The sequence below is a fragment of the Legionella sp. PATHC032 genome (assembly GCF_026191185.1).
In the GTDB taxonomy this organism is placed as follows: Bacteria; Pseudomonadota; Gammaproteobacteria; order Legionellales; family Legionellaceae; genus Legionella.
This window is the reverse complement of sequence record NZ_JAPHOV010000001.1, coordinates 2,313,951-2,338,301: the sequence shown is the minus strand read 5'-3', so window position 1 is coordinate 2,338,301 and position 24,351 is coordinate 2,313,951. Positions and strand designations below refer to the sequence as shown.

Genomic DNA, 24,351 nt, shown 5'->3' with positions numbered 1-24,351 from the left:
AGGCAACATTTCACCTAACCGAATTGGTTTTACTTCACTTTCACAGAGACTGGCATACCCAGTGAAGTGATTCGTTTAAAGCACGCGTAGCAATCCCACATTCTGTTTTTTGCTGAGGTAATTCCCTTGCTTTCATGGCTGTCCCCATGACTTTTTTGTAACGCAAAATAGCTAACTCTATATGGCTGCGCAAACCATAATTGTTTTTCTTTTGCCATACCATATCCCCCTCGTCCTGCAAAAGGCGAATATGATCGTCGCGCTGAGTGTTCGCTTTCCAGCTAATCACTGCAACTGATGGAGGAGGAATGACGATCTTTGCATCAGGCTGTTTCGTCAGTATAGCCTTATTAAAAGCAAAGCTTATTAAAAGCAAAGCTTGCTTCTTTAATTGCTTTTCCAGGAGAATTATGAAATTCAGCATTATCTACAATAAAGCTCTCGTCTGTTCCTTGAAATCGACCCGCTTGAATCCATGCATCTGGAAATATTTTGGCTCTGTCCTTACCAAATAATATTAACCCTGAACTGTAGGTACTTTTTTGCCTTGATAATCCATTAAGATAACGACCGTTTCTAGATCTTTCTTATCGATCTTCCTAATTTTTTCGAATTGCTCTAAAGCAGCTCTGAAGTCTATCGCTTCGGAGTTCAATGCAGTTAAGGGTTGCTCATCAAAAGTTTGATTGCTGACTATGCGATTTAACTCTTTAATCATTTCTGTGTCAGCTTTTCTATTTGTGGTTCCAGCACGAATATATACTCCTTCTTCTGGTCCTGATTTTTTTATAATAATGATGTCTAGTCTAGCTTGGAAAGACACGAACAATTAAAAGATAAATATCCCGCCATAGAATAGTATCTATTTCGGGAAAAATGTGTGGGGCAATTGATCGCTAATAAGAATGGCAACTTTTTCTCTGATGTTTTTTGTTCTAAAATAAAAACGTAGATACCAAAAAGCTTGTCCATTGAGTCAATTGGTATTTCGAGATCTCTGGATCTTCCAGTTCAACCGCTGTAAATCGACGTTCTATAAAGTCAAGAATAAAAACTTGAGGATTGAATCTTAGGGTGGTTTGTATTTGGGGCAAAATATAATTTGGATTTTCTATTAAGGAGGTGGTTTTTAAGCCACCCCTTAGAATAATTTATGATGCAGTACGTCCTTTATGGGTATCAACGACAGGGAAGTCGATGTCCGTCTTGAATGCTTCGTTGAAGTAGTTAGTGAAAGTGTTCATCGCTACATGCGCTAAAATTTCAACCATTTCTTCATCACTAAATCCAGCTTCACGGACAGTCTTGATGTCGAACTCACTCACCCCACCACGACGTTCAATCAGTTGAGTAGCAAAATTGAGAGCCACTTGTGTTTTCTTATCAGACGATTTTCCTGAGAGGTTTTCTTTAAGTTCATCTTTATTAATCCCTGCTTTTTCTCCAAGATAGGTATGAGCGGATGCGCAGTAGTTACAGCCATTATAACCTGCTGAGACCAATGCGATTTGTTCGCGTAGTTTAGGGTTAAGAGCACCTTTGCTAAGAGAGGTCATAATCCCAATGTAGGCTTCCAGTGCCGCTGGTGAGTTGGCAAGTGTGCTGAATAGATTTAATTCAGTGCCCATAGCTTTTTTTGTGCCTTCGAGTAGCTCTTTAGCTTTGCCTTGTGCGTTAGCGATAGAGATTTTTTTAATACGTTGCATGATACCTCTCCTTATTTTTGGATAGATTGGAATACGACAGTATCCTCTTGCCCTTTATATTTGTAGCAGACCATATAACTTACGTCAAGGAAATTGACAGTTGTTCGGAATTCTGTTGTTCGGAATTCTGACTATACTTAAGAATAGAGCATTAATCAGTGAGAAACCACCATGAAGAGTATTATCAAAGGTTTGTTATTTTTTTTCATGAGTGTTGCCTCTTTGACAGCCTATGCAGAACAAGCCTATAAACGACCTTCAGATGCTGTCATCAAACAAAAATTATCAACAATTCAATATAATGTTACTCAACAACAGGGTACAGAATCCCCGTTTAATAATGCTTATTGGAATAATGAAGAGCAAGGTATTTATGTTGATGTTGTTACCGGTGAACCATTATTTATTTCGCTCGATAAATATGACTCTAAGACTGGCTGGCCGAGTTTTACCAAACCGCTAGAACCTGGAAACATAATATATAAAGATGATAGCAGCATGTTTACTAGTCGGACTGAAGTGATTTCCAAACATGGAAAATCACATTTGGGGCATGTTTTTGGTGACGGCCCTCCGCCCACCAATAAACGTTTTTGCATGAATTCTGCGGCGCTGGAATTTATTCCAGTCAAGGATCTGCAGAAAAGAGGTTATGGTAAGTATTTGCCACTATTCAAAAATGCAGGAAAATAACGTGAAGTAATATGCCATGTTTATGGCTCACAACAAGATTTGCCTTTGATAAACAGAGCTTAGGCAGTTGAGTGGTTTTGCCTGGTTTTTGCAATTTATCAATTAATCAGCTACCTTTAAGCTGGATAATATTATCAACAGGGAGCTTAAACCTGACATGAAGTTTTATCTTCATCCATCTTGTCATTTATTATCAATGCATTGGAACAGTTTTGACCTCATTAAAGCATCAAGAGATGGTTACAAGCATCCTCCTCGTCCTAAAAAAATGGCTCATTCACAATCTTTAGTCATTTGGCGCCGCCAACTTCAAATAAGATATTATCTAATGGATAAGTTAGAGCAAAATATGTTAAGCCAATCCAAAACAAGGCTTCTTTCATAGAAATTTGTGAACAATTAAGCTATGAAATGAAGGATGAGAAAGCGGCAAGCTATTTGGTAAAAAAATTGTATGTTTGGCTTGAGGAACAATTGTTTGTCCATCAATTGAATCCTTTTGTCTAAAACACTATTATGCCTCGTTTCTAGTCATTCATTAAAATCATTGGTTTTTTCTATCTGTATTTCTTTTTCTTAATGGAGGTAATAAGTAAATTATTTGCTCTAAAAGTAAAAAAGGACCATACTCAATCGGACAGCACAGAGAATTTATTTCGTGCTCCTACAAGGAAGGATACATGGACAACTCCTCAAAACCACCAGGCAAGCGCTCCATAAAAGCTGAAATGATTTAATTCAACTATTGATGCTTTTCTAATAATGGTCGCCAGGCTGCCTAAATGTGTGTAATTAAAAGTAGCATTGGATGGTTTATTATAAACAAGAGCCGCAATTTTTTTGGCAACAAAAGCGCCGCTTTGTTATGCGGCAGGTGCAAGTCCAGGGAAAGATTTTCCGTACCACTTCAATGTAAAAAGATTTAAATATGGTTAACAATTTTATAAGGATAGCAGCGATGAAAAAAATTAAATCATTGTATATACCGCAATTAATATTTATTTTTATGATGCCAGTTCTTGCCTGGGCTTCAGATATTTCCTACAGTTTGGTGGGTATTCAGGGGTATGATCCTGTGTCTTATTTTCAACAAGGTGGGCCTGTACGTGGTAGCGGAAACTACACGGGATATTATGAAGGTGTGAGTTATATTTTTTCTAATCAAGAGAACAAAAAAACATTTCTTGCAAATCCTGAAAAATATCTTCCCGCTTATGGAGGATATTGCGCGTATGGCGTATCCGTTGGGAGCAAAATAGTGAGTGATCCTTTAGCTTGGAGAATTGTGGATGGAACACTCTATCTAAATTTAAACAGCAAAACACAAGATGTTTGGGCAAAAAATATACCTGGCAACATAAAGAAGGCAAATATTAATTGGCCAAAAATTAAAGGCATCGACCCTAAAGACTTATAATAAGTTGCACTGTTTTAATATAATTCTCCTTCCCACTTAGTTTGCATCCGGATTTGTTTTGCGGTTCGAATTAAGAAGTTTGGAAGGGGAAATGATGTAATGAGTATGTATTCATTAAGTAAAGATTCGGGAAATTGTGGTGATTAATACAGACTCTATAGCCTTTAAACAGACTACCGTCAGCGGTAAGCCAGTAATCGTGGCTGGGAAAGCCTTGACATCTTTTAATATTCACCTAAACTTTTCATTAAAACGTTGAGCTTAATATATCGATAATATCATGTTCATTAGCTGAAGAAGGAATATGAAAGAAAAAAAAAGGAGTAAAACAAGTAAATACCTAAGTAATTTAGTTTTAATTCTTGCTCTCTCCATGATGGTTAGCTCAGCTGTGATTTCATATTTCTTTATCAGACAAAATGAGCTGCTTATATCTTCTTTGAAAATGCAAGCGCAGAACAAACAAATTCTCATTAAAGATGTATGGAACAATATAGTAAAAAAAGAAACCAGAGCTGATATCGCGATACTTCTGTCTGTTTTACCTGTAAAAGATGAGGTCGAAGTTCAGGCCATTAAAAAAGACTATTTGAGAGACTTTTCTGAGTTAACAGGAACATCAAGTACAGCGGATATTGTCAAAGAGGTTAAAAAGGAAATTGAGCGTTATGGTGAATATATTGATAATTTATATCTTGATCAAGTGACTATTCAAAATAAAGCAACTGCAATCGAAGGTAGTAATAAATTGTATTCTGAAATAGCGTTTTTTCTACAAATATTTAGCGTTGTATTGATTATTTTAAGGAAGGATTTTACAGAATAATAATAGTCTCAACGATGGATCTTAATCCCAAGTTACTCCTTAACACGAAAGTTTATAAACTTGTTTAACCTTGACAGCGAATTGATCGGTGCTATATTTAAAAGATAACATATCGGATAGTCCTGAAATAATATGATTGTTTTCCAATACCATGTTATGTAACTGTTATATTAATCAAGGGGCATTAAAATGATAAAAAACGGAATTTTTACAGCAGTTGCAGCAGCGATAACTTTAACAACTAGTGTTGCATTTGCTGAAGGTGAAATGGAGAAATGTAGCGTTGTTAAAGATGGCAAGGGATTAATTAAGGAAAACAAAGCAGATTGCAAAGGTTCTTCCCACTCCTGTGCTGGACAAAATAAAGCAGGTGATTCTGAATCGTGGATCTTAGTACCAAAAGGTCAATGTGATAAAATAAATGCGGGTGATTTTAGCGCTGTTGGGCAAGACATTAAAGATAAAATCGAAGTTTCAAATTAATCGATTCGTATATTATGACTTTGAACCCGCTAATAGGTATTGGACTTCGGTACCCTCATTACACACAAGTTCTAGAGGAGCGACCTTCGATTGGCTGGTTTGAAGTTCATAGCGAAAATTTCTTCTCCAACGGCGGAAATGAGATAAAAGCTCTTTTAAATATTTCCGAATATTATCCGATAAGCCTTCATGGTGTTGGGCTATCTTTGGGTTCATCCGATGGTATCTCCAAAGTCCATTTGGATCGCCTATCGAATCTTGTTCATCAGGTGCAGCCTAAATTTGTTTCTGAGCATCTTTCATGGGGACATGTTGGTGGCATACACATGCCTGATTTACTTCCAGTGCCTTATACAGAAGAAAGTTTTAACACCTTTAAGCGCAGTATATCGATAGCACAGGATTTTTTAAAACGAGAAATTCTTATTGAGAACCCATCTTCCTATATAGAATATAAGTCATCCAGGCTCCATGAATCCTATTTTTTGGTGGAGCTTTGCAATCAAACAGGTGCCAAGATTCTGCTCGATGTGAATAACCTATTCATCTCATCCTGGAATCACGGATGGAATACCAAAGAGTACATTGATTCTATTCCATTTAATTTAGTAAAAGAAATTCATATTGCTGGTCATTCCATAAAAGAATTGTCAAACGATAGTACTCTGCGTATAGATACTCACAATAATTATGTGTGTGATGAGGTGTGGGCTCTATACGATTATACTGTTCAAAGATTTGGCCCTATACCAACTTTACTTGAATGGGATGCAGACATCCCTTCTCTCAATGTTTTAATTGAGGAAGCTTCAAAATGCGAGTCATACCTCTCGTCTTACAAAGTCAATAGGGGGGTAGCAAATGCATGAATTACTTAAATTACAAGAGTCCTTTTATCGAAATATCTTTAAAAAAGACGTTGATTTAAGTTTTATAAGCTCGGATTTCTCCCAAGAACGGCTAGATGTTTATCGTCAGACTATTTTTGAAAATATGATCAATGCTTTGAGGATTACTTATCCAGGCGTTTGGAAATTAATCGGCAATGAGTGTGCCAATAGTGTTGCCTATACTTATTGCAAAAAGGATAAGTACTTACCAAAGACAGGCTGGCTTGATGATTTTGGTGGAGATTTCCCTGACTTTCTTTCCACATTACAGCAACTGTCTGAGTTGCCCTATTTAAGTGATTATGCCCACTATGAATGGCTCAAACATTTGGCGTATGGGGCTGTAGACTCTAAGTCCATTTCCCCTCAAGATTTAATGACCATCCCCGAAGAGGAAATAGATCATATCAAACTGAATTTTTGTCCTTCAGTTTGTATTTTTCAGTCCAAATACCCGTTGTTTGATATTCATGATACCATTGAGAATTGTAGTTCAAAAGCAATTACCCTTAAGACAGAAGCAGCTTATGGTGTTATTGGCTGTAAGGAAAACGAAATACATACCTATTGGATTGCCGAAGATCAGTGGCATTTCATAAAGAAATTATTTGAAGGTGCAAAGCTTTTAGAGAGCGTCCAGTATGCACAAACAATCAATCAAAATTTTGACTTAACTTCAGCAGTTGCTTTTGTGTTACAGGAGCAGCTGGTCGACAATATCATTAAAACCGGAGGCAATAATGCTCAATAATTCGGTAGAAACTTCTATAAATAAGCCGTTCATTTCTAAAATTATTCAAATTTATCTATCAGTTACAAAGGTTTTGGAGAAAATTGCCCTTCCTGTGCTTGTTTTATTCATGCGCTTATGGATGGCTAAAATCTTCTGGTATTCTGGCATGACTAAAATATCAAACTGGCAGTCGACCGTCTTCTTGTTTAGGGAAGAATATAAAGTTCCTTTTGTGCCTCCAGAAATTACTGCTTGTCTTGCAACCTCTTTTGAGCTCGCTTGCCCTGTACTTCTTATCTTTGGGTTTGCAACAAGACTTGCAACATTGCCTTTACTGGCTATGACCGCTGTCATTCAGTTTACCTATCTCGATTTAATAGACCATCGTTACTGGGCTATGCTGCTTGCTTTGATTTTATTTTATGGCCCGGGTTCACTATCTCTTGACCACTTAATTTCTAAGAAATTTGGATTATTGGCATCTTCGCGTGGCGATGTTGCCTAAATCAAATTTGGTGTGCATAATGCTTCTGAGTATAATAAGTCCAGCGATCTCAATAATTCTTTTTCTAATAGATTGCCCGCTCAGAAAAAGTAAATACTTTGAACAGATTTATGCAGGGTAAAAAAATAATTGTTTTATCACCCGAGTTTAAAAAGTATTAAACTAATGTTCAACACCGCAAGGAAAAAAGTGCAGAAAACGTCAGAACCATTCCCCGCACACGAAATTTGAAATGCTTTTTATTATAAATAAAAGCATAAGCATGAAGAATTCTTCCCAGAATAAAATATAAGGCCAAGATGAATAGAATTACCCAATGGGCTTGATTTGCTTCAGTGCAAAGCATCAATATCAATGCAACCCGTATTTAGGCGAACGCTTACGTATATCTGCCTGTATTTAAAACTTATATGGGACACGACTCTTTTCACGAAAGGGCCTATTACCTTCGTATGACGATCGATGTGTTTCCCGATATAAAGTTGAAAATGGAGACTAGGTACCCAGGAATAATCCCTGATTTGCAAGGCGATAACGATGAAACCAACTGATTTTGCAGAATATTTTACTGAATTTCTTACTGTTTATTTACCCAAACAAAAAAATGTAAGCAAGAACACCATTTACTCTTACAGAGACACATTGAAAATAGAAAAATATTTTCAGTCCAACAACTACCACTAATTTAAGAGAAAAATGATTACTATGAATAAAGATAATTATAATTGGATTGACTTGAGCCATTTTTATAGGCAAGTTTATAGAAACAATTCACGAGCCTTTTAAACTAATGTCTGAGATCAATTACAGTACAGTACAATATTACTTAGTACTCATTCTTATTTTTATTTATTTGTCATTGTTTGTTTTAGAGAAAAAGTGGCCTTTAAGAAAAGCAACTCGCCCATTATTGCCGCGATTAGCAATTAATTTCACCTTTACCCTCTTGGTTTATGTCATCGCAAGTCTGTTTATTAGCCCCTTAGCAAAAGCCACCGTCCTTTTCACCTTTAGCCATGATTTCGGCCTTCTATCTATGCTTCCCTTTAATCAATGGGTAGTGTTTATACTTGGGTTTTTGTTAATGGATTTAAGCTTTTACTACTGGCATGCTCTAAATCATAAACTTCCGTTGTTGTGGCGATTCCATGTCGTGCATCACGCTGATCCTGACTTAGATGTTTCAACCGCCATGCGTTTTCATTGTGTGGAAATTATGTATTCGAGTCTCTTTAGGTTGGTGCAATTAGGGTTGATTGGAGTGAGTCCCTTACTCTTTTTTTGCTATGAATTTTTTTTTCAAGCACATACTTTTTTTCAACACAGCAATATCAAATTGCCTTTTCGCTTTGAACGGCTAATTAATAAAATTATCGTTACTCCAAGAATGCATGGCATTCATCATTCCAATTATCTCAATGAAACCAATAGTAATTATGGGGTTGTATTTTCATTTTGGGATAGGTTGCATCAAACAATCAAATTAGATATTCCCCAACAAGCTATAATAATTGGTGTACCTGGGTATTCCAAGCCATCAGATAATAGTCTTATACGGTTACTTTTGATGCCAATTAAAGCTCAACGCCACTATTGGCAAATAAAAAAGGATTTTCATTTTAGTCGAAAGTCAAAAACTTCTGATAAGAAAGTAAGAACGTTATGTGAATAATGAAAAGGGCATCATCTTATGAAAATTAGTGCAATAAAAACTTGGCTGCCCTTATTAATTATAATAGTTTTATTAGGTCTTTTTTTGGGTTTAGGCTTAAATAAATACGTAAGTTTTGCCAGTTTACGAGACAATCATGAATGGCTTATAGCCATAACAAAATCACATTTTTATCTGGTCTCTTTCGTTTTTATAATAATTTATACAGTGGCTGTAGCACTCTCTATCCCAGGTGCTATCTTTTTGACTTTAATAGGCGGCTTCTTATTTGGAATACTTTGGGGAACTTTTTTGGTGGTTCTAAGTGCCACTTTAGGTGCAACGATTCTTTTTTTTGCAGTCCAATCGTCCTTAGGCGAAGTGTTTTCCAAGCGTGCTTCAGGTTGGGTTAAGCGGATGCGTTCTGGGTTTAAAGACAATGCATTTTCTTATTTGCTCACCTTGCGACTTATCCCATTATTTCCTTTCTGGGTGATTAATATCGTTTCTGCCGTATTGGGTGTGAGCGCTTCTACTTTTATCATAGCCACTTTTATAGGAATTATTCCTGGCTCTATTGTCTATGTGTCTGTTGGTAATGGATTGGGCGAACTATTTGCAGCAAGCCTTCAGCCTAATCTGGGGATTATTTTTGAACCCAAATTTATTCTACCTTTATTAGGATTAGCCGCTCTTTCTTTGATTCCTGTTTTTTACAAAAAAAAGGGTAAACAGGGTACTGAAAAAATGAAAGATAAAGATTTATTTTGTGATTTGGCCATTATTGGCGGGGGTTCTGCAGGCTTAAGTATCGCTGCAGGTTGCTCTCAATTGGGATTACAAGTGGTATTGGTTGAACCAAACAAAATGGGAGGTGATTGTTTAAATTACGGTTGTATCCCTTCTAAAACGCTATTGAACACTGCCAAAATCTTTTATCAAACCAAACATTCGACTGTTTTAGGTATTCAGGCAAAATCGGTGAAAATTGATTTTTTGCAAGTGATGCAGCAGGTGCATAATGTGATAGCGTGTATTGCAAAAAATGATTCGGTGGAACGTTTTACCTCTCTAGGTGTTCAGGTTATTCAAGAAGCAGGGCATTTTATAGGGCCAAAACAGTTTAAATTAAAAAGGAAAATTATTCGGGCCAAACATTTTGTGATTGCTACAGGCTCATCTCCAGCCATCCCTCCTATCCAGAACTTAAACAAGGTCTCTTATTTAACTAATGAAACCATCTTTAACCTAAAAGTACAACCTGAGCATTTGATTGTTATCGGCGGAGGTCCTATAGGCTGTGAATTAGCTCAGGCTTTCGCAATGCTTGGGTCTAAAGTCACTATTTTAGAAGCCTTTACTATTCTTCCTAAGGATGATGCCGATTGCGTGGCTATTATTCGAAGTCAACTTGAGTCGATGCAGATAGCACTTTATGAGCAAATTAAAATTAACAAAATAGAAGAGAGTGCTGATAAGACCATTAGTGTTCATTTGGAAAACCAGGACAACCCAATTACTATCACAGGCTCGCATTTGTTGGTATCAACAGGTCGTGTGGCTAATGTGGACGGGCTCGGTTTGGAAAAAGCAGGCGTTCAATACACCACCAGAGGGATAAACACGAATGCCAGACTTCAAACCACTAATAAAAAAATCTATGCCATAGGCGATGTGACAGGGCCTTATCAATTTACGCACATGGCTAGTTATCAAGCGGGTATTGCATTGAGAAATATTGCTTTTAAATGGCCTGCAAAAGTAGATTACAAAGCGGTGCCTTGGGTGACTTATACTGAGCCCGAATTAGCCCACGTGGGCCTATTGGCGAGTGAGGCCTTAAAAGATCCTACATTAAAAATCACAGAATTTGCCTTCGCCGAGGTGGACAGAGCCCAAGCGGAAAATAAGGTAAATGGCAAAATAAAAATCATAACCGGTAAAAAAGCTAAAATTTTGGGTGTGAGCATAGTGGGCGCTCATGCGGGTGAATTAATTTTACCTTGGGTTATAGCCGTTAAAGAACGGAAAAGTTTGCGAACTTTTACCGATGCGATTGCAGCGTACCCCACTTTTAGTGAAATTAGTAAGCGAGTTGCGGGAGAGTATTATAAGCCGTTTATATTTTCTTCTAAAATTCGAACTTTCGTTCGTTGGCTAAATAAATTAGGATAAATCTATGATAGAACAACACCTTAGGCCACTGTATCAACGCCTTTGTGTCAATCCAATTACTCCTGTGTTGATAGAGCGAGTGACCCCAAATCAAGTCACCTTCTTTTCTGGCGTATTGGGTCTTTTAGTGATACCCGCACTGTGGCTAAATCTACCCTATCTGGCCATTAGTTTACTATTACTGTCTGGATATTGTGATACCCTCGATGGTACTATTGCTCGTCTAACTAACCATAGCTCTGACTGGGGTAGTGTATTGGATATTATGACTGATCGCGTGGTTGAGGTGGGTGTTGTGTTTGCCTTATGGGCTATTAATCCAAATGAGCGGGGTCTTGGGTCTTTGTTAATGATGGCGAGTATACTACTTTGTATCACGAGTTTTCTTGTTGTGGGTATTTTTAAGACTAATGATTCAGAAAAAAGTTTTCATTACAGCCCAGGATTAATAGAAAGAGCTGAAGCCTTTGTTTTTTTTATAGCCATGATGCTTTGGCCAAACCACTTCCTAAGTTTAGCAATGATCTTTTCTTTGTTAGTGATAGGGACAGCGATGCACAGGCTTTATGAATTTCATAAGCAATCTATTTAAAAAGAGTTAAATACTCTTCATAGCCTTCTTTGCTCATTTGATCTTTTGGGATAAATCGCAATGCCGCCGAATTCATGCAATATCGTTCACCGGTGGGTTTTGGGCCGTCATTAAATACATGCCCTAAATGAGATTGCGCATTTTTAGAAAGCACTTCAGTTTGCACAAAAAACAAATAGTGTCTCGCGGGTTTTAAAATAACATTTGCGGTATTTATGGGTTTTGTAAAACTAGGCCAACCGGTTCCTGAGTCGTATTTATCCAGAGAACTAAACAGAGGCTCTCCTGAAACTATGTCCACATAAATTCCGGCTTGTTCATTATTCCAATAGGGATTATCAAAAGGTTTTTCTGTAGCAGCCTTTTGAGTCACTTGGTATTGTAGAGGCGTAAGCTGTTTTAGTTTTTCGGATTTGTTAAATTCAGGCGTGTAAGCCAGGGCAGTATTTAGCATAAATACGCTTACAATAAAACTAACTAGACTTTTCATCCCATAACTCCTTGATACGAGCATCACGACCACAATTGTAACGGTAATATTTGTAACGAATTGGATTTTTTTGATAATAATCTTGATGATATTCTTCTGCAGGATAAAACGTTGTAGAGGGAATTACCTCTGTATATACCTTAGGAAATCGTTTTTTTATTTCATCAATACTAGCTAAAGCTGCCTTTTTTTGATCGTCATTTAAATAGAAAATGACGCTGCGATATTGCTTACCAACATCGCAAAATTGCTGGTTTTGTACTGTTGGGTCGATATGACGCCAATAAAAATCTAGTAATTCTTGATAGGTCACTTTATCGCTATCAAAGACAACACGCACAACCTCTACATAAGCAGTTTTACCCGATGAGACCAATGCATAACCAGGCCTAGGCTCAGTACCACCATCATAGCCTGAAATAGTCTCTAAAACCCCAGGAACTTTATCAAAATCGGCTTCAACACACCAAAAACAACCACCAGCAAAGATGGCTTCGGATGGTTTAGCAAAAAGTGGTTGGGATAGAAGAGCTATCAAAATAAAGAGGTAGCGCATACCTAACCTTGGAAGACAGTTTGTATTTTAAGTGTAGCAGAAAATTACTTTAAGGTTTTAGCTCAAATACTCATGTTACCCACGATCAATTTTAAGCAGCCATATTTTTAAGCCCCTGCCAGGCAATTTGGTTCGCTCTAACAATTAGTTTGTACTTAATGGCAAAGTGATTTAATTGGGTTTTTATCTTCAGCATTTCGAGCTTGCAGTAAGCAATAATAGACGCATAAATATGATTGCACTGTGTTATGACGATTCGAGCTGGGGACTTGGTTAAGCTTGCATTTTGCTTAATTGACTTGTGATACTCTTCAATCCGCCAGGGTACACTTCATAAAGACGTTCGGCACTACTTTGCATGTCATTTGAAACAAGATAGAGAATTCCTGTTGAGCCATTTTCGTTTTTGAAAACCTTTTTCAGGAGCCTCACGGGGAGGTCTAGGCCTTTAAGCCAGTATATCCTCTTCAAGTTCTAATGCTCTTACTTGTTGGTACCGCCCGTTTTTGGCATCGTTTTCAGATAAGGCTAATGTTAGGTTAGACTTGATTCCAATGATAAACGACTTTTGAAGGTCTTTATGGATGTGAACCATATTGGCCTTCGAGCCAAACCAGTTGTCAGCTAGCACATAATCAAACATCACCTTATTGGTAATAGCCTGTGCAATCAAGCTTTGAAATAATTGATTCTTGTTCACTGATGATTTTCTTCTGGTTTGTCTGGTTTTAATATCACAATAAGCGATATCTTTTTTAATCACCTTATATCCTATGGATACACTGAAGTCAGCGTAACGAACCATGCAATACAAGATGTTTATCCCTTTGAGTACAGCCCCTTTAGCATGAGAGTAATACCAGCAATTCACTTCATTCTCATCAGAGTAGGGCTTCTCTTCGATGGAATCATCAAGTATCAATACTCCTCCTACTGTTTCTTGTGACCTAACTGGCTTTTTGACATAGTGCCAAAGTGATTTTGAACCAAAATGTTCAAAACGAAGAAATCGTGTTACTTTGTTATGAGCAAATGCTCCATCAACCAAATCAGATAACCCGGTAGCAGTCGCATATTTGTTTTGGAAAATTAAATAATCACAATAAAGATCAAGCATATCCATTGAATTCACTCCCTAAAATTAAGGGCAAAATTCTAATGCTTTTTATTCAAACTGCAAGTTCACGTGCGTAACATGAGTGGTTTATAAAAAATCTCAGAACTATCCGTTAACATTTCACTGGTAAATCGAATTAATTAGGTTAAATGTATTAGTATCTCCCTGTATACCTCACAACACACACAATAACGCCGATAATTATAGCGTCAGTTACTTTATCAATTTTTATATTCCCCCAATTATCATTTTCGGCCCGCAATTCAAATGGATTAAATTCTTTTGATAAGGTTAGTTGTTTATATCTACGCACGATAACCTCATTTTCTTCGTTAAGCTGTGCTGCAACTAAACTTCCTGGATGCAGTTCAGAATTGGGATCAATAATCAAAATATCATTAACTCTTAATTCAGGGTGCATACTCTCATCTTTCATTTTTAGAGCAAATGCATTTTCTCCAAGACGAGTACTAAGCTCAGAAGAAATCGGTATAAAGCTTATTTCATCTGAATTATGTTCGTTCCTAACCCTTTGAATGAATCCTTTAGGATCGCAGGCTTGTTGATGATCGAGCAGTGGAACCAATGACCCTAATCCTGGAATTTTTTTTGGACGTTTCTCATCGGTTAGGCACATCAAATAAGCAGGTGAAATATCTAGTGCTCTAGCAAGTTGTTTTATTTCTTCAGGCCCTGGAGTTCTATCACCTCGCTCCCAATTGCTAATTCTTGATTGTTTAAGATCATCAGTTAACTCCTCAAGGGCCTTTCTAGTTAATCCTTTTGCTATCCGTTCTTCTTGAATTCTTTGACCAATTTTTTCTTTTATATTCATATTAACCAACCCAATTAATCCCATATTGTGAAAATATATATTGACAATGCACCAAATAGTGGTAAATTAAAATAATTATTTACACGAATCGTACGACTCAAGTAGTAGTTAATAGTAAATATACCATATAAAAAAAATAATAACGAATTTGTACACGGATTGAGAGTGAATAGTGGATTTTTTAATTAATGACAAAGAACTTGCTGCTTTATGTGGGATGCCACACCTTCAGCAACTGGCTTACCTAAGAGGGATAAGGCCATATATGGATGTCAAAACAGGATTAGTCGGCATAAAGCGCGGAATCAGCTATCAATCGATAGCAGAGCAACTTTATATTGAGCCGCATCAAGGCATTAAAAGCGGGAGCTATTCACGCATGCAAATACGCCGTGCCTTATCTGCTTTGGGGCGAGCAGGGCTTATTACACCACAATCCGAAGGTTTAAAATTAATTTTAAGATGCGAATTAGCTACAATGGGTTATTCCGTCCAAAATAAACTAGACCTAAACCAGACACAGCAACTAGACCCAGCTAAAAATCAGCAACGCCTTATAAATACTGGCTTATCAAAGACAGACCCACTAAAAGCCGGCATAGATAAATCTCCAAAAGCCGACACACCTCTAAAAGAAGATAATTATTATATTTTTTTATTATCACAATTCGAAAAATTTTGGGATTTGTACCCGCTAAAAAAATCAAAGCAAAAAGCATGGGAAGCATTTCAAGCGCTTAATCTCACACCTGAGTTGCCAATACAAATTTATTCGGCTTTACAACAACAAATCCAGTTTTATCAACAACAGCATAGCCAAGGCCAATGGGTTGCTGCTTGGAAATATCCTGCCAATTGGTTAGCACAACATTGTTGGGAAGATGAAATTCAAAGTGATACGTGTCAGGAGACAAATAATGCAGTCCATGAAACAAATTATAAGAAACAACCCATTAGAGACAGCTTCTGGGAGTCATGTAAATCAGGCATTGAAGAAGAAACCGATGACAACATCATCGACCTTAGCGCCTACCGAGGAAGGTCGCAAGCGCATTGATCGATTATTTTTGAGGTTTGCAGCTATGTACGGACAGGTTTGGCGTAGTCAATTTAAAAGCGATGAGTTTTTAGTTTTTGTTAAAGGTGAATGGCAACAAGGACTATTTACCTATGCGGATAACATTCTTGATATGGCAATTGATTTATGTCGAAAAAATAAGGAACTACCGCCAACCTTACCCCAATTTATTGATTTTTGTAAAAATTGTTCCAAGAGAAGTTCATTTTTTGTACCTGATGCAGCTCCCAAAAACAATAACCCTGAAGTGGCTAAAACCCAATTACTGAAAATGAAACACATTTTAAATATGAAAGTTAACTAAAAAGGAGAAGAAGATGTTGAGTTTAACTAGAAGAGTCGGTGAAAGCATTGTTATTGGAGAAGATATATTTATCACAGTTCTATGTTGTAAAGGGAATCAGGTACGCATTGGGTTTAATGCACCCAATTCAGTAGCCATCCACCGTTATGAAATTTATCAAAAAATTCAATCTGAAAAGCACGATGGTTTGGCTGATCCAACAAAGAAATTTTGCCCATCAATGCAGCAATCAATCCTCAATCACCATTAAAAAGGAGGGATAACATGTCTTTATTAAATCAGTTCAGAAGTAACGTGTTAAGCAGTATTAATGCTCACATTGGAAAGATTTTCATACTTATTTGCTTGCTAATAATGGCTCAAGGAACCTTTGCAGCGGATGCTTTATCCGCTGCAGAAGAAGTAGTTAAGGATACCTACAATGGTTCGATAAAAACCTATCTTTATGTCGGAGAAGCTGTAGCGGCTGTTGTTACCTTGATGTTTACTCGAAATATTAAAACGCTTGGCGGCGTTGGGGCGATGGCTATTTTTCTAAATGTCGTTGCAATGCTAGCAGGGGTTTAAGATGGAAGATCCGAGAAAATACAAAACACCCCAATATCTTAATGAGCCTTATCGATTGATTATTTTTACACTCGATGAGGTCATGGTAGGAGCACTAACTCTCTACGTATTTGGGGCTGTTTGTGGTTTTTTTGTTACCTCATTGATTCTAACCTGTGCGTTTCTATTTCTTATGAAACGCATGAAGGGTAATGAAGGTCCCTATTTTTATATCCACCTTTTTTATTGGTTCTTTTCTCTATCACCTAAGTTACGGGCAACACCACCGTCATGGATTAGAGCGTTTTTGGGGTAACAGATGAAAATAGAACAAAAAAAATCAGAATTAATGAAGGAAAAAAAGATTAGGGTTTTATTCATAGGTATTAGTAGTGTGCTGCTAGCTATGACATTCATGCAATCAATTACCATTGTGGTCTTATTGCATTATGCTCATAGCAAACATGAAACCCATTTCATCCCACCTAAAATATCTCAAGAATTTACACTTTCTGGAACAGGTGTTTCGGAAGGTTATTTAAGAGACATGACCAATTTCTTAACGCAACTTCGTTTTAATATCACTTCAAGTTCAGCCACTTACCAATTTAATGCGCTCTTAGGCTATGTAGCTCCCTCACTGTATGGGGACATCAGGGCGCAATTGGTTAAGGAAGTCGAACAAATTAATCACGAACATTTATCCAGCGTGTTTTATCCATCGACCTTTGAAATTGATATCAAACACTTGAGCGTAAAAGTAATGGGACAGATGAAGCGTTTTGTTGGCGCGGATTTGATGTCTGATGTACGGGAGACTTTTTTGATTAGGTATTCCTATGAGTATGGCCTGTTGAAACTAACGAATCTTGAGAAGGTGTAATCATGAAACAAATGGCAATGATATTCAGCTTAGGCTTATTAATAGCAACAGCAGAAGGTGCTCAAATAAAAACAGTCAGAAATTATGAAGATATTTTCATTAATGCCTCAATTAAAGAACCCAATAATCTTATGTTAGAGGATGATCGCATTCAGCAAATAAAAGCACCTGGCAACACCCTGGTTGATGCATGCAATGGGAAGGCGAATTGCAAATTAATTGATGATACGACGGGTATTCTTACTTTTTTGCCATCGCCTCTATACCACACACGAGCTTTTACTATCAATTTGCTGACTGAAAAAGGTCTTTTTTACAACGTGCGTGTAGAACCAAAGCCCATTGCGTCACAAACAATCGTTTTTAAATCCTACAGAAATCCTGTAATTCGTGCCCGCGCTCCACATACATCAAGTTATGAAAAGGTGATGGTTGGTTTTTTACGAGCGCTTGTTAATGGGTATTTGCCAGAAGGTTTTACCCAAACAATACCCAAAAATCCTTCAGTCTATAAAGCACAAAAAACACAACTAAAACGCTTATTGACAGTTAATGGCAATCGTATGCGGGGTGAAATTTTTGAGTTAAAAAACGTAACCAACCAGCCTATTGATGCCAAGGAATCCTGGTTTAATTGGCCTGGAACCAAAGGGGTGGCGCTTGCTAAAACCCATTTAGCGCCGTTTGAAACTACTCGATTGTACAGGATTAGCTAACATGTCTATTCAACTTAAAAAACAACAACAGATCTTTTTAGGGATTGTTATCGGCGTTATAGTGTTGGTGATTGCGTGCTTTGCCTTATTGGGAAACAAGACAGTTAAATCCAGAGAGGTTGATAAACCCGCTTATAAAAAACACAGCTTAGCCAGCCCGATATCTACTGCCACTAATGAATCCCATTGGATTGAGAAAACACAAAATGCCTGGCGAGCTGAGCTTGCAAAATCAGAGCTCTTTGATAAAAACCTCAAGGCATTAGGTGATGAAAAAGACAAGCAAAGCAAGCTCATTACCTCGCAAAAAGATGAACTATCTGAAATGAAATCCACACTTTCTGAATTAAAGCATCAAATAGTTAAGCTACAAATGGAGCGTACTACCCCAATAGATGGGACATTAAAAAACAATGAGCCTCAAAATGGGTTGTTACCCCGAGCAGATGAAGCGGCAGCGAGCAACTCCATGGAGATGGATTCGGGATTTATTCAATACACAGCCAAGTTAAATAAAAAATCCAAGCCACGAATCAAAACACCCAATAATTATGTCTTCTCCAACACCTTTGCTAAAGCAGTTGTTTTACAAGGTGCAGATGCATCTGCGGGAGTTTTAAGCCAAGCAAATCCCGACATTATGATATTTCAAATTGTCGATGATGGAGTGATGCCGAATAAATACAGGGCACCACTTAAAGGCTGTATGGTAAGTGCTTCTGTAATTGGCGATATTTCCAGTGAGCGAGGAAAGTTTCGTACCGAACGATTAAGTTGCATTCATTCCAATGGCACCAATATCGACATCCAGGTTACAGGCATCATTTCAGATTCTAAAAACGGAATTCGTGGGCGTGCGGTATGGCGTGATGAACCGATGGTGAAAAAAGCTTTTTGGGGGAACTTCTGGGAAAGCATGGGCAATATTGGCCAGCAATATTCCACTGATTACAGCACCTCGCCTCTAGGAAGTGTATCAACCATTCAAGCAGGAAAAATTCCTCTCGCGGCTGTTTCTAGTGGCGGATCGGGCGCTGCAAAAATGTATGCGCAATACAACATCAAGCGTGCTGAAATGTACCACCCGATTATTCAATTGCCTCCAATCGTTACAGTAGATGTAACTTTTCTTAAGGGTTTTTGGCTTGATGGGGGAACGGACACTAATGCCCCTGAACAACCAGAAGAAAGCCAAAATTCCAAAGTAGCTTTTGAAGCCCCTGCCGAGTCTGAGACTGCTGAAGAAAAAGCTGCCAACCAATTTTTCTATAAAAACCACTCTTTCTAAGGATATATAGATCATGAAAATTTTAACTACTTTATTACTGTTGCCCTGTGTTGTTTTGACCGGTTGCGCCAAATTGAATGAGGACTTTGATTGCCCAGCTCCCAATGGAGGAACGTGCAAACGTATGGATCAGGTTTATGACATGGTGAATGGTAAGGGCAAATCCCTGGCTGTAACCCCCAGCCGAAATCCTTTGGTGATGGATGGGCGACCTGGTCAGCCTGTGCGTTATGGAGAAGGGGTGATGCCTCTTTGGATAGCACCTTATGAAGACACTGATGGCAATTATCATCAAGCCAATCGAGTGTACAGCGTTGTTAAGGAAGGACAGTGGATGCAGCAGTCACAATTGGCTTTAAAATAAGGGGAGCCATTATGTTGTCAACTATAAAAAAAGCGCGTCTTGCAGTTAAAAAAACAAGCACTATTTTAAGTCATGCAACAGGCTCGCTATTGGAAACATTGCGAGAAGAGCTTGGCATGACTGATGCGCATCATAAAAAGCAAATCGAAGCGCTGTTGGATACTTATTGCTTAGCACCTTATTTACCTGACGAGGTTTACGATTCAGAAGCTGATATTTATCCTTACAAACAGGCATCTCATATGATGTTTGAATGCTCGACACTGATTGGTGCCAGTGAAGAAACAGTGACTATTCTCACCAGTATATTAACGGATATTTTGCCACCGGAAAGTTGTTTTCATGCTTTGTTTTGGGCATCGCCTAAAATTGGCCACATGATTGATGAAATGGAACATCAACGCAATCAAGGCAGTGAGGTTTTAAAAGCCCTGGCACACCGACGAGCTGAATTTTACCGCAAAGGGGTGTACAGCTCATTAACTAAAGAAAGCAATTTTGTCTTGCGTGATTTTCGTTTATTTTTATGTATTTCAATTCCGCGCAAATCCATAGAAGACGATCGCTTGTTGCTTGGTAGTTTGCGCGAAGACATCAGCAACAATCTAAAGTCAGTCAATATTATTTGTAAAGAACTGTCTATTGAAGAAGTGATTAGCTTAAAGCGGGAGTGGCTCTTTCCAACCGACAGCTTGTATGAAGAAAAAACCAATTACGATACCAATACTGAAATTCGTTTTCAACTGACTGACATTGAAGCGAGTATGCGGGTTAAATCCAATCAAATAGAGATTGAGCGAGAAGAAGATACGAGGGTGATTAAATGCTTGTCCGTTAGGCAATATCCTAAATCCCCTGTGCAATGGCAACTGGGTGATTTATTTGGAAAAATGTTTAATACCTCTTTGCAAATAAGTTGTCCCTTTCTTTTTAGTTTTGCAATACGAATTAAAGATAAAGACAAGGTGATGGCGGCATTAGATGCCAAGTATGCTGATGAAGGGCAAAATGCCAAACAACCTTTTATTGCCAAATGGGTCAAAAATTTTAACAAAAAATACGCAGAAATTGAGGAGTTAAGAGAGCGGCTCAGTGGCGATGATTCTTTGGTTGATTCCTATTATAACGTTTTATTGTTTACAACACCTGCCAATGTCCGTCGCGATGTACGACGTGCCAAGGATGTATTTCGTGGTAACCAATTTGATTTACGCACGCCAACAGGTTTGCAGTTACAAACACTTCTAGCCTCCATGCCCTTTGCACCTGCTGAAGGTATGTTTGATGATTACAAATCATTTGGACGGGTAAGACCTTTAACCAGTTTTAATACGGTTAACTTATTACCTATCCAGGGGGAATGGAAAGGGGCAGGACGATTTGCTCAGGTCTATCCACAAAGACGAGGGCAATTTACCGCTATTTATTTTTTTGACAACGTAGTCAGAAACTATAATGTCGCTATTGTAGCTCCTCCTGGAAAAGGAAAATCCTTTTTAATGAATGACTACATTCAAAGTCTGTTATCCCAGGGGGGCTTTGTTTATATCATTGATGTGGGCGGTTCATACGCTAAATCTTGTGAGATGTTGAACGGACAGCTTATTGATTTTAATCATGACACTGAAATTAGCCTAAACCTCTTTTCTACAATTGATGCACAAGCCAAAAATGATACTGCATTTAAAGACGTTCACAATCAGCTAATACAACTTGTAGGTATGATGGCAAGACCATCAGGTAACGTCAGTGATGAAGAACGAAGTCATATTGAGAAAGCCATTGAGGCGATGTGGCGACAACATCACAATGCTACAACTATTACTCTTATTGCTCATCACTTAGAAAGTAGTAACGATCCTATTTCTCAAAATATTGGGCGCCTGTTGTATAGCTATACTAAAAACGGTCGTTATGGCAGTTATTTTGAACCGCCTTGTTCGCTCGATTTTAAAAGAAATTTAGTCATTTTAGAGTTGGGTGGTCTTGATGGAAATAAGGATTTGCAGCGCATTGTATTGAAAATCTTAATGTATCAAATCACCAATGCGATGTATTACACGCCAAAGCACATTCCCAAAAGCTGCTTGATTGATGAATCCTACGAATTACTTTCAGACAATGGTACGGGTGGCAGTGCTAACTTTGTTAACGAGGGCTATAGGCGTGCGCCTAAATACGGTGGTAATTTTATTACAGTGACTCATGGCTTAGATGATTATGAAAACAATCCAACTGCCAAAATGTGTTACGACAACGCCTATTATAAAATCTTTTTAGGTGCCTCCAAAAGTACGATTGACACTTTAAAAACGAGTAATCAGTTGGATGCTTATGGCGAGCGTTTAATCCGAAGCCTTAAAATAACTAATGAATACTCTGAGTTTTTAATGATGTGTGAAGAGAATTCAACAGTGCATCGTTTGATTGTCGATCCATTTTCACGCGTCTTAAACACTACACGTGGTCCTGAAGTCGAGGCCTTGAAACGATTAATGGCAACAGGTTTGCCATTGGCTGATGCCATTTCCAAAGTTGCCCTGGAGGTGTATGGCTATGTTTAAGACAACTCAAGTATCTCTTTTGACCGCACTCATCACCAGTATCTTAGTTAATGGGATTTTTTTTAGTGCTTTGAGGCGGCCAGATATTGCAACCATTGATATCTTGTCAATCACCTCCCAATTTATCAAAGAGGAAGCGCAAAAAAATCATTCCAACCTTGAGAAAGAAGCAGAAATTAAAGCATTTTCGCATCGTTTGGAATCAGCGTTACAAGACTTGTCCCATTCCAAATCGTTGGTGTTATTACCAAGAGAAGCGGTCATTAAAGGCAGCACTGATTATACAGCCACCCTCATGACGATGATCAAATTGGAGCATAAATCGTGAAAAAGCTTCTGTTGATTATTTGCATGCTCTATCTCCCTTTTGCAGAGGCTAAAGACTATGGTGTCTTTGGCAAAACCTTTGAAATTGCTGAAATAGATTTTTTAGAGTACATCCAGCAAAAAATGAAGGGGATGCAGGTTAATGGGGAATGGAAGACCGTACAATCTGAGTTTAAAAAACGGGTAAAAGAACATGTGGCACGCCCAACACCTATTCGTTTGCCGAGAGCAGAAGACAATAGAACGTGGTTTTTTAATCCATCACTTGCTGTGCCTTACGATGTGAAGGACAGTCACGGCCAAGTGATTGTTAAACAAGGCACTGTAATTAACCCCCTGGATAGAGTGGGCTTGAGTAGCACTCTCCTGTTTTTTGACGGGGATGATGAGGCACAGGTTGCATGGGTTACCCAGGAATTAACGCAGCACCAAAAAGTAAAATTAATCCTCACCTCAGGCTCTGTAAAGGAAGTTGCGAATCAATTAAAGCAAGCTATTTATTTTGATTTAAATGGATTTTTGGTTGCCAAATTTCAAATAAAGTATTTGCCGGCGCGGGTTTTTCAAGCAGGGAAGCGGTTGCAAATTAATGAGGTGACTGTATGAAAGCCTTTTTTATTCTTATTGCTTTTTTAGCTTCTGGGTTGACCCAAGCAGGATCTTGTCATGGTCGTTTTGTAAATCCCATTACTGATGTCTGTTGGTCGTGTTTGTTCCCGTTCAGTTTAGGGCAAGCTAATCTCGTTTCCTCCAATCATTTGCCAGACACTAAAAATCCCAAACTGCCTGTTTGTGAATGCCCAGGAAATCCTATACCGAGATTGGGATTAACAATGGGTTATTGGGAGCCTGTTAACTTAGTGGATGTAACCAGAACCCCATTTTGCTTAGTTAATTTAGGGGGAATTTCTTTAAATTTTGGCAAGTATTACCGCAAAGGTGCGGTGGAAACAGATAGTAATTTATCCAATCAATCATTTTACCACGTGCACTGGTACAAGTTCCCATTGATGTATTGGTTGAATGTGTTAACTGATGGGATTTGTGTTGAAAAAGGAGACTTTGACATTGCTTATCCGAGTGAATTGGATGTGATGTGGAATGACGATGAGCTGGGTTTCGTCATTAATCCTGAGGCGGTATTGTTTGGTAGTTTACCCGCACAAGCGGCTTGCGCTGCTGATTCAAGTACCGCTTTATTGGGCAGTGCCATTGACAAACTCTTTTGGTGCGCAGGAGCTCAGGGAAGCATGTACCCTTTAACGGGGCATGTGCAAGAACATGTTGGCGGGGTTCAGGCATCAGTCTTACTGTCTGAGCGTATGAATTTTAAACTGCACCGCCAGGGACTATTGGAAGACACAGTAGGACTTGACGATTCGACAAGCAGCGCAAAATCCATTTGTCATACTCATTATTCCCCTATTTTGCCCAAATCACGTTACCGCTATCAAATGGTCAATCCTTTACCGACTACTAATGCCTGTTATCCCCTTGGGCGTGCTACGACCCTATGGGAGGCAGGGCACGAATATCCGTTTAAGGGCGAGGATTTTGGGTATCTGATCTGGCGCAAACGCAATTGTTGCGCCTTTTAACGATTAGGAGATGT

The 24,351-nt window shown here is 38.2% G+C and carries 33 protein-coding genes; 25 read left to right on the top strand and 8 right to left on the bottom strand.

Annotated elements, in window-relative coordinates:
• Positions 1-40: 40 nt before the first annotated feature.
• The 3 genes from OQJ02_RS10565 to OQJ02_RS10555 form a co-directional block, all read right to left on the bottom strand.
• Complete coding sequence (locus OQJ02_RS10565; protein ID WP_010947827.1) at positions 41-424, bottom strand: transposase; 384 nt, start codon at positions 422-424, stop codon at positions 41-43.
• A gap of 93 nt (positions 425-517) precedes the next feature.
• Positions 518-823, bottom strand: a complete 306-nt coding sequence (locus tag OQJ02_RS10560) for a hypothetical protein (protein WP_016356980.1) — start codon at positions 821-823, stop codon at positions 518-520.
• 328 nt (positions 824-1,151) lie between these two features.
• Complete coding sequence (locus OQJ02_RS10555) at positions 1,152-1,706, bottom strand: carboxymuconolactone decarboxylase family protein (protein ID WP_010947825.1); 555 nt, start codon at positions 1,704-1,706, stop codon at positions 1,152-1,154.
• A gap of 171 nt (positions 1,707-1,877) precedes the next feature.
• Between OQJ02_RS10555 and msrB (OQJ02_RS10550) the strand changes: the two genes are divergently transcribed.
• The 8 genes from msrB (OQJ02_RS10550) (at position 1,878) to OQJ02_RS10515 (ending at position 7,253) form a co-directional block, all read left to right on the top strand.
• On the top strand, positions 1,878-2,399 hold the full coding sequence (gene msrB, locus OQJ02_RS10550) for a peptide-methionine (R)-S-oxide reductase MsrB (RefSeq protein ID WP_010947824.1): 522 nt from the start codon (positions 1,878-1,880) through the stop codon (positions 2,397-2,399).
• Positions 2,400-2,556: 157 nt separating this feature from the next.
• Complete coding sequence (locus OQJ02_RS10545) at positions 2,557-2,784, top strand: hypothetical protein (protein ID WP_015444232.1); 228 nt, start codon at positions 2,557-2,559, stop codon at positions 2,782-2,784.
• Between the two features lie 573 nt (positions 2,785-3,357).
• Positions 3,358-3,816 (top strand): YHS domain-containing (seleno)protein, encoded by a 459-nt coding sequence (locus tag OQJ02_RS10540; RefSeq protein WP_015444234.1) that lies wholly within the window; start codon positions 3,358-3,360, stop codon positions 3,814-3,816.
• A gap of 304 nt (positions 3,817-4,120) precedes the next feature.
• Positions 4,121-4,642, top strand: coding sequence for a hypothetical protein (locus OQJ02_RS10535; protein WP_010947822.1), 522 nt, complete (start codon positions 4,121-4,123; stop codon positions 4,640-4,642).
• 189 nt (positions 4,643-4,831) lie between these two features.
• A complete protein-coding gene (locus OQJ02_RS10530) occupies positions 4,832-5,125 on the top strand; it encodes a DUF2282 domain-containing protein (protein ID WP_010947821.1) in 294 nt (97 codons plus the stop codon).
• Between the two features lie 14 nt (positions 5,126-5,139).
• A complete protein-coding gene (locus tag OQJ02_RS10525; RefSeq protein ID WP_010947820.1) occupies positions 5,140-5,994 on the top strand; it encodes a DUF692 domain-containing protein in 855 nt (284 codons plus the stop codon).
• A complete protein-coding gene (locus tag OQJ02_RS10520) occupies positions 5,987-6,766 on the top strand; it encodes a DNA-binding domain-containing protein (RefSeq protein WP_010947819.1) in 780 nt (259 codons plus the stop codon). Before OQJ02_RS10525 ends, OQJ02_RS10520 begins: the two co-directional genes overlap by 8 nt.
• Positions 6,756-7,253 (top strand): DoxX family protein, encoded by a 498-nt coding sequence (locus OQJ02_RS10515; RefSeq protein WP_010947818.1) that lies wholly within the window; start codon positions 6,756-6,758, stop codon positions 7,251-7,253. Before OQJ02_RS10520 ends, OQJ02_RS10515 begins: the two co-directional genes overlap by 11 nt.
• A 169-nt stretch (positions 7,254-7,422) precedes the next feature.
• Here OQJ02_RS10515 and OQJ02_RS15475 read toward each other — a convergent pair whose 3' ends face one another.
• Positions 7,423-7,602 (bottom strand): hypothetical protein, encoded by a 180-nt coding sequence (locus tag OQJ02_RS15475; RefSeq protein ID WP_323740491.1) that lies wholly within the window; start codon positions 7,600-7,602, stop codon positions 7,423-7,425.
• 188 nt (positions 7,603-7,790) lie between these two features.
• Here OQJ02_RS15475 and OQJ02_RS10505 point away from each other — a divergent pair, with 188 nt between their 5' ends.
• The 4 genes from OQJ02_RS10505 to OQJ02_RS10490 all read left to right on the top strand — a co-directional run bounded on the left by OQJ02_RS10505 (position 7,791) and on the right by OQJ02_RS10490 (position 11,671).
• The gene (locus OQJ02_RS10505; protein ID WP_010947816.1) at positions 7,791-7,937 is read left to right on the top strand and encodes a hypothetical protein; all 147 of its coding nucleotides are present in this window, start codon (positions 7,791-7,793) and stop codon (positions 7,935-7,937) included.
• Positions 7,938-8,043: 106 nt separating this feature from the next.
• Positions 8,044-8,925 carry a sterol desaturase family protein gene (locus OQJ02_RS10500; protein WP_010947815.1) on the top strand — a complete coding sequence of 294 codons (882 nt, stop codon included), beginning with the start codon at positions 8,044-8,046 and terminating at the stop codon, positions 8,923-8,925.
• 18 nt (positions 8,926-8,943) lie between these two features.
• A complete protein-coding gene (locus OQJ02_RS10495) occupies positions 8,944-11,079 on the top strand; it encodes an FAD-dependent oxidoreductase (protein ID WP_010947814.1) in 2,136 nt (711 codons plus the stop codon).
• Positions 11,080-11,083: 4 nt separating this feature from the next.
• Entirely contained in the window at positions 11,084-11,671 is a 588-nt protein-coding gene (locus OQJ02_RS10490; protein ID WP_010947813.1) for a CDP-alcohol phosphatidyltransferase family protein, read from the top strand.
• Here the strand turns inward: OQJ02_RS10490 and msrB (OQJ02_RS10485) are convergent.
• From msrB (OQJ02_RS10485) to OQJ02_RS10470, 4 genes are all read right to left on the bottom strand, one after another.
• The gene (gene msrB / locus OQJ02_RS10485; protein WP_370447313.1) at positions 11,664-12,125 is read right to left on the bottom strand and encodes a peptide-methionine (R)-S-oxide reductase MsrB; all 462 of its coding nucleotides are present in this window, start codon (positions 12,123-12,125) and stop codon (positions 11,664-11,666) included. The genes OQJ02_RS10490 and msrB (OQJ02_RS10485) overlap by 8 nt on opposite strands.
• Positions 12,126-12,144: 19 nt before the next feature.
• Complete coding sequence (gene msrA, locus OQJ02_RS10480; protein ID WP_010947811.1) at positions 12,145-12,717, bottom strand: peptide-methionine (S)-S-oxide reductase MsrA; 573 nt, start codon at positions 12,715-12,717, stop codon at positions 12,145-12,147.
• A gap of 448 nt (positions 12,718-13,165) precedes the next feature.
• Positions 13,166-13,840: a transposase gene (locus tag OQJ02_RS10475; RefSeq protein WP_016356978.1), complete on the bottom strand. Its 675-nt coding sequence runs from the start codon at positions 13,838-13,840 to the stop codon at positions 13,166-13,168.
• 148 nt (positions 13,841-13,988) lie between these two features.
• Complete coding sequence (locus tag OQJ02_RS10470; protein WP_015444237.1) at positions 13,989-14,669, bottom strand: helix-turn-helix domain-containing protein; 681 nt, start codon at positions 14,667-14,669, stop codon at positions 13,989-13,991.
• 172 nt (positions 14,670-14,841) lie between these two features.
• Here OQJ02_RS10470 and OQJ02_RS10465 point away from each other — a divergent pair, with 172 nt between their 5' ends.
• From OQJ02_RS10465 to traU, 13 genes are read left to right on the top strand one after another with little or no spacing between them, the layout of a single operon-like run.
• Positions 14,842-15,726 (top strand): hypothetical protein, encoded by an 885-nt coding sequence (locus OQJ02_RS10465; RefSeq protein WP_010947808.1) that lies wholly within the window; start codon positions 14,842-14,844, stop codon positions 15,724-15,726.
• Entirely contained in the window at positions 15,674-16,051 is a 378-nt protein-coding gene (locus OQJ02_RS10460; protein WP_025520140.1) for a hypothetical protein, read from the top strand. The genes OQJ02_RS10465 and OQJ02_RS10460 overlap by 53 nt, the downstream gene beginning before the upstream one ends.
• A 13-nt stretch (positions 16,052-16,064) precedes the next feature.
• Positions 16,065-16,301 carry a carbon storage regulator CsrA gene (gene csrA / locus OQJ02_RS10455; RefSeq protein WP_010947807.1) on the top strand — a complete coding sequence of 79 codons (237 nt, stop codon included), beginning with the start codon at positions 16,065-16,067 and terminating at the stop codon, positions 16,299-16,301.
• Between the two features lie 14 nt (positions 16,302-16,315).
• On the top strand, positions 16,316-16,618 hold the full coding sequence (locus tag OQJ02_RS10450) for a fimbrial protein (RefSeq protein WP_010947806.1): 303 nt from the start codon (positions 16,316-16,318) through the stop codon (positions 16,616-16,618).
• Position 16,619: 1 nt separating this feature from the next.
• Entirely contained in the window at positions 16,620-16,913 is a 294-nt protein-coding gene (gene traL / locus OQJ02_RS10445) for a type IV conjugative transfer system protein TraL (protein ID WP_010947805.1), read from the top strand.
• 3 nt (positions 16,914-16,916) lie between these two features.
• A complete protein-coding gene (gene traE / locus OQJ02_RS10440) occupies positions 16,917-17,480 on the top strand; it encodes a type IV conjugative transfer system protein TraE (RefSeq protein WP_010947804.1) in 564 nt (187 codons plus the stop codon).
• 2 nt (positions 17,481-17,482) lie between these two features.
• Positions 17,483-18,196, top strand: a complete 714-nt coding sequence (gene traK, locus OQJ02_RS10435; protein ID WP_010947803.1) for a type-F conjugative transfer system secretin TraK — start codon at positions 17,483-17,485, stop codon at positions 18,194-18,196.
• A gap of 1 nt (position 18,197) precedes the next feature.
• Positions 18,198-19,484, top strand: coding sequence for a TraB/VirB10 family protein (locus OQJ02_RS10430; RefSeq protein WP_015444240.1), 1,287 nt, complete (start codon positions 18,198-18,200; stop codon positions 19,482-19,484).
• A 13-nt stretch (positions 19,485-19,497) separates the two neighbouring features.
• Entirely contained in the window at positions 19,498-19,848 is a 351-nt protein-coding gene (gene traV, locus OQJ02_RS10425; RefSeq protein ID WP_010947801.1) for a type IV conjugative transfer system lipoprotein TraV, read from the top strand.
• A gap of 11 nt (positions 19,849-19,859) precedes the next feature.
• Positions 19,860-22,412: a type IV secretion system protein TraC gene (gene traC, locus OQJ02_RS10420; protein WP_015444241.1), complete on the top strand. Its 2,553-nt coding sequence runs from the start codon at positions 19,860-19,862 to the stop codon at positions 22,410-22,412.
• Positions 22,405-22,740, top strand: a complete 336-nt coding sequence (locus tag OQJ02_RS10415) for a TrbI F-type domain-containing protein (RefSeq protein ID WP_015444242.1) — start codon at positions 22,405-22,407, stop codon at positions 22,738-22,740. The genes traC and OQJ02_RS10415 overlap by 8 nt, the downstream gene beginning before the upstream one ends.
• A complete protein-coding gene (gene traW, locus OQJ02_RS10410; RefSeq protein ID WP_010947799.1) occupies positions 22,737-23,345 on the top strand; it encodes a type-F conjugative transfer system protein TraW in 609 nt (202 codons plus the stop codon). Before OQJ02_RS10415 ends, traW begins: the two co-directional genes overlap by 4 nt.
• A complete protein-coding gene (gene traU, locus OQJ02_RS10405; RefSeq protein WP_010947798.1) occupies positions 23,342-24,337 on the top strand; it encodes a conjugal transfer pilus assembly protein TraU in 996 nt (331 codons plus the stop codon). The genes traW and traU overlap by 4 nt, the downstream gene beginning before the upstream one ends.
• The last annotated feature ends 14 nt before the right edge of the window (positions 24,338-24,351 follow it).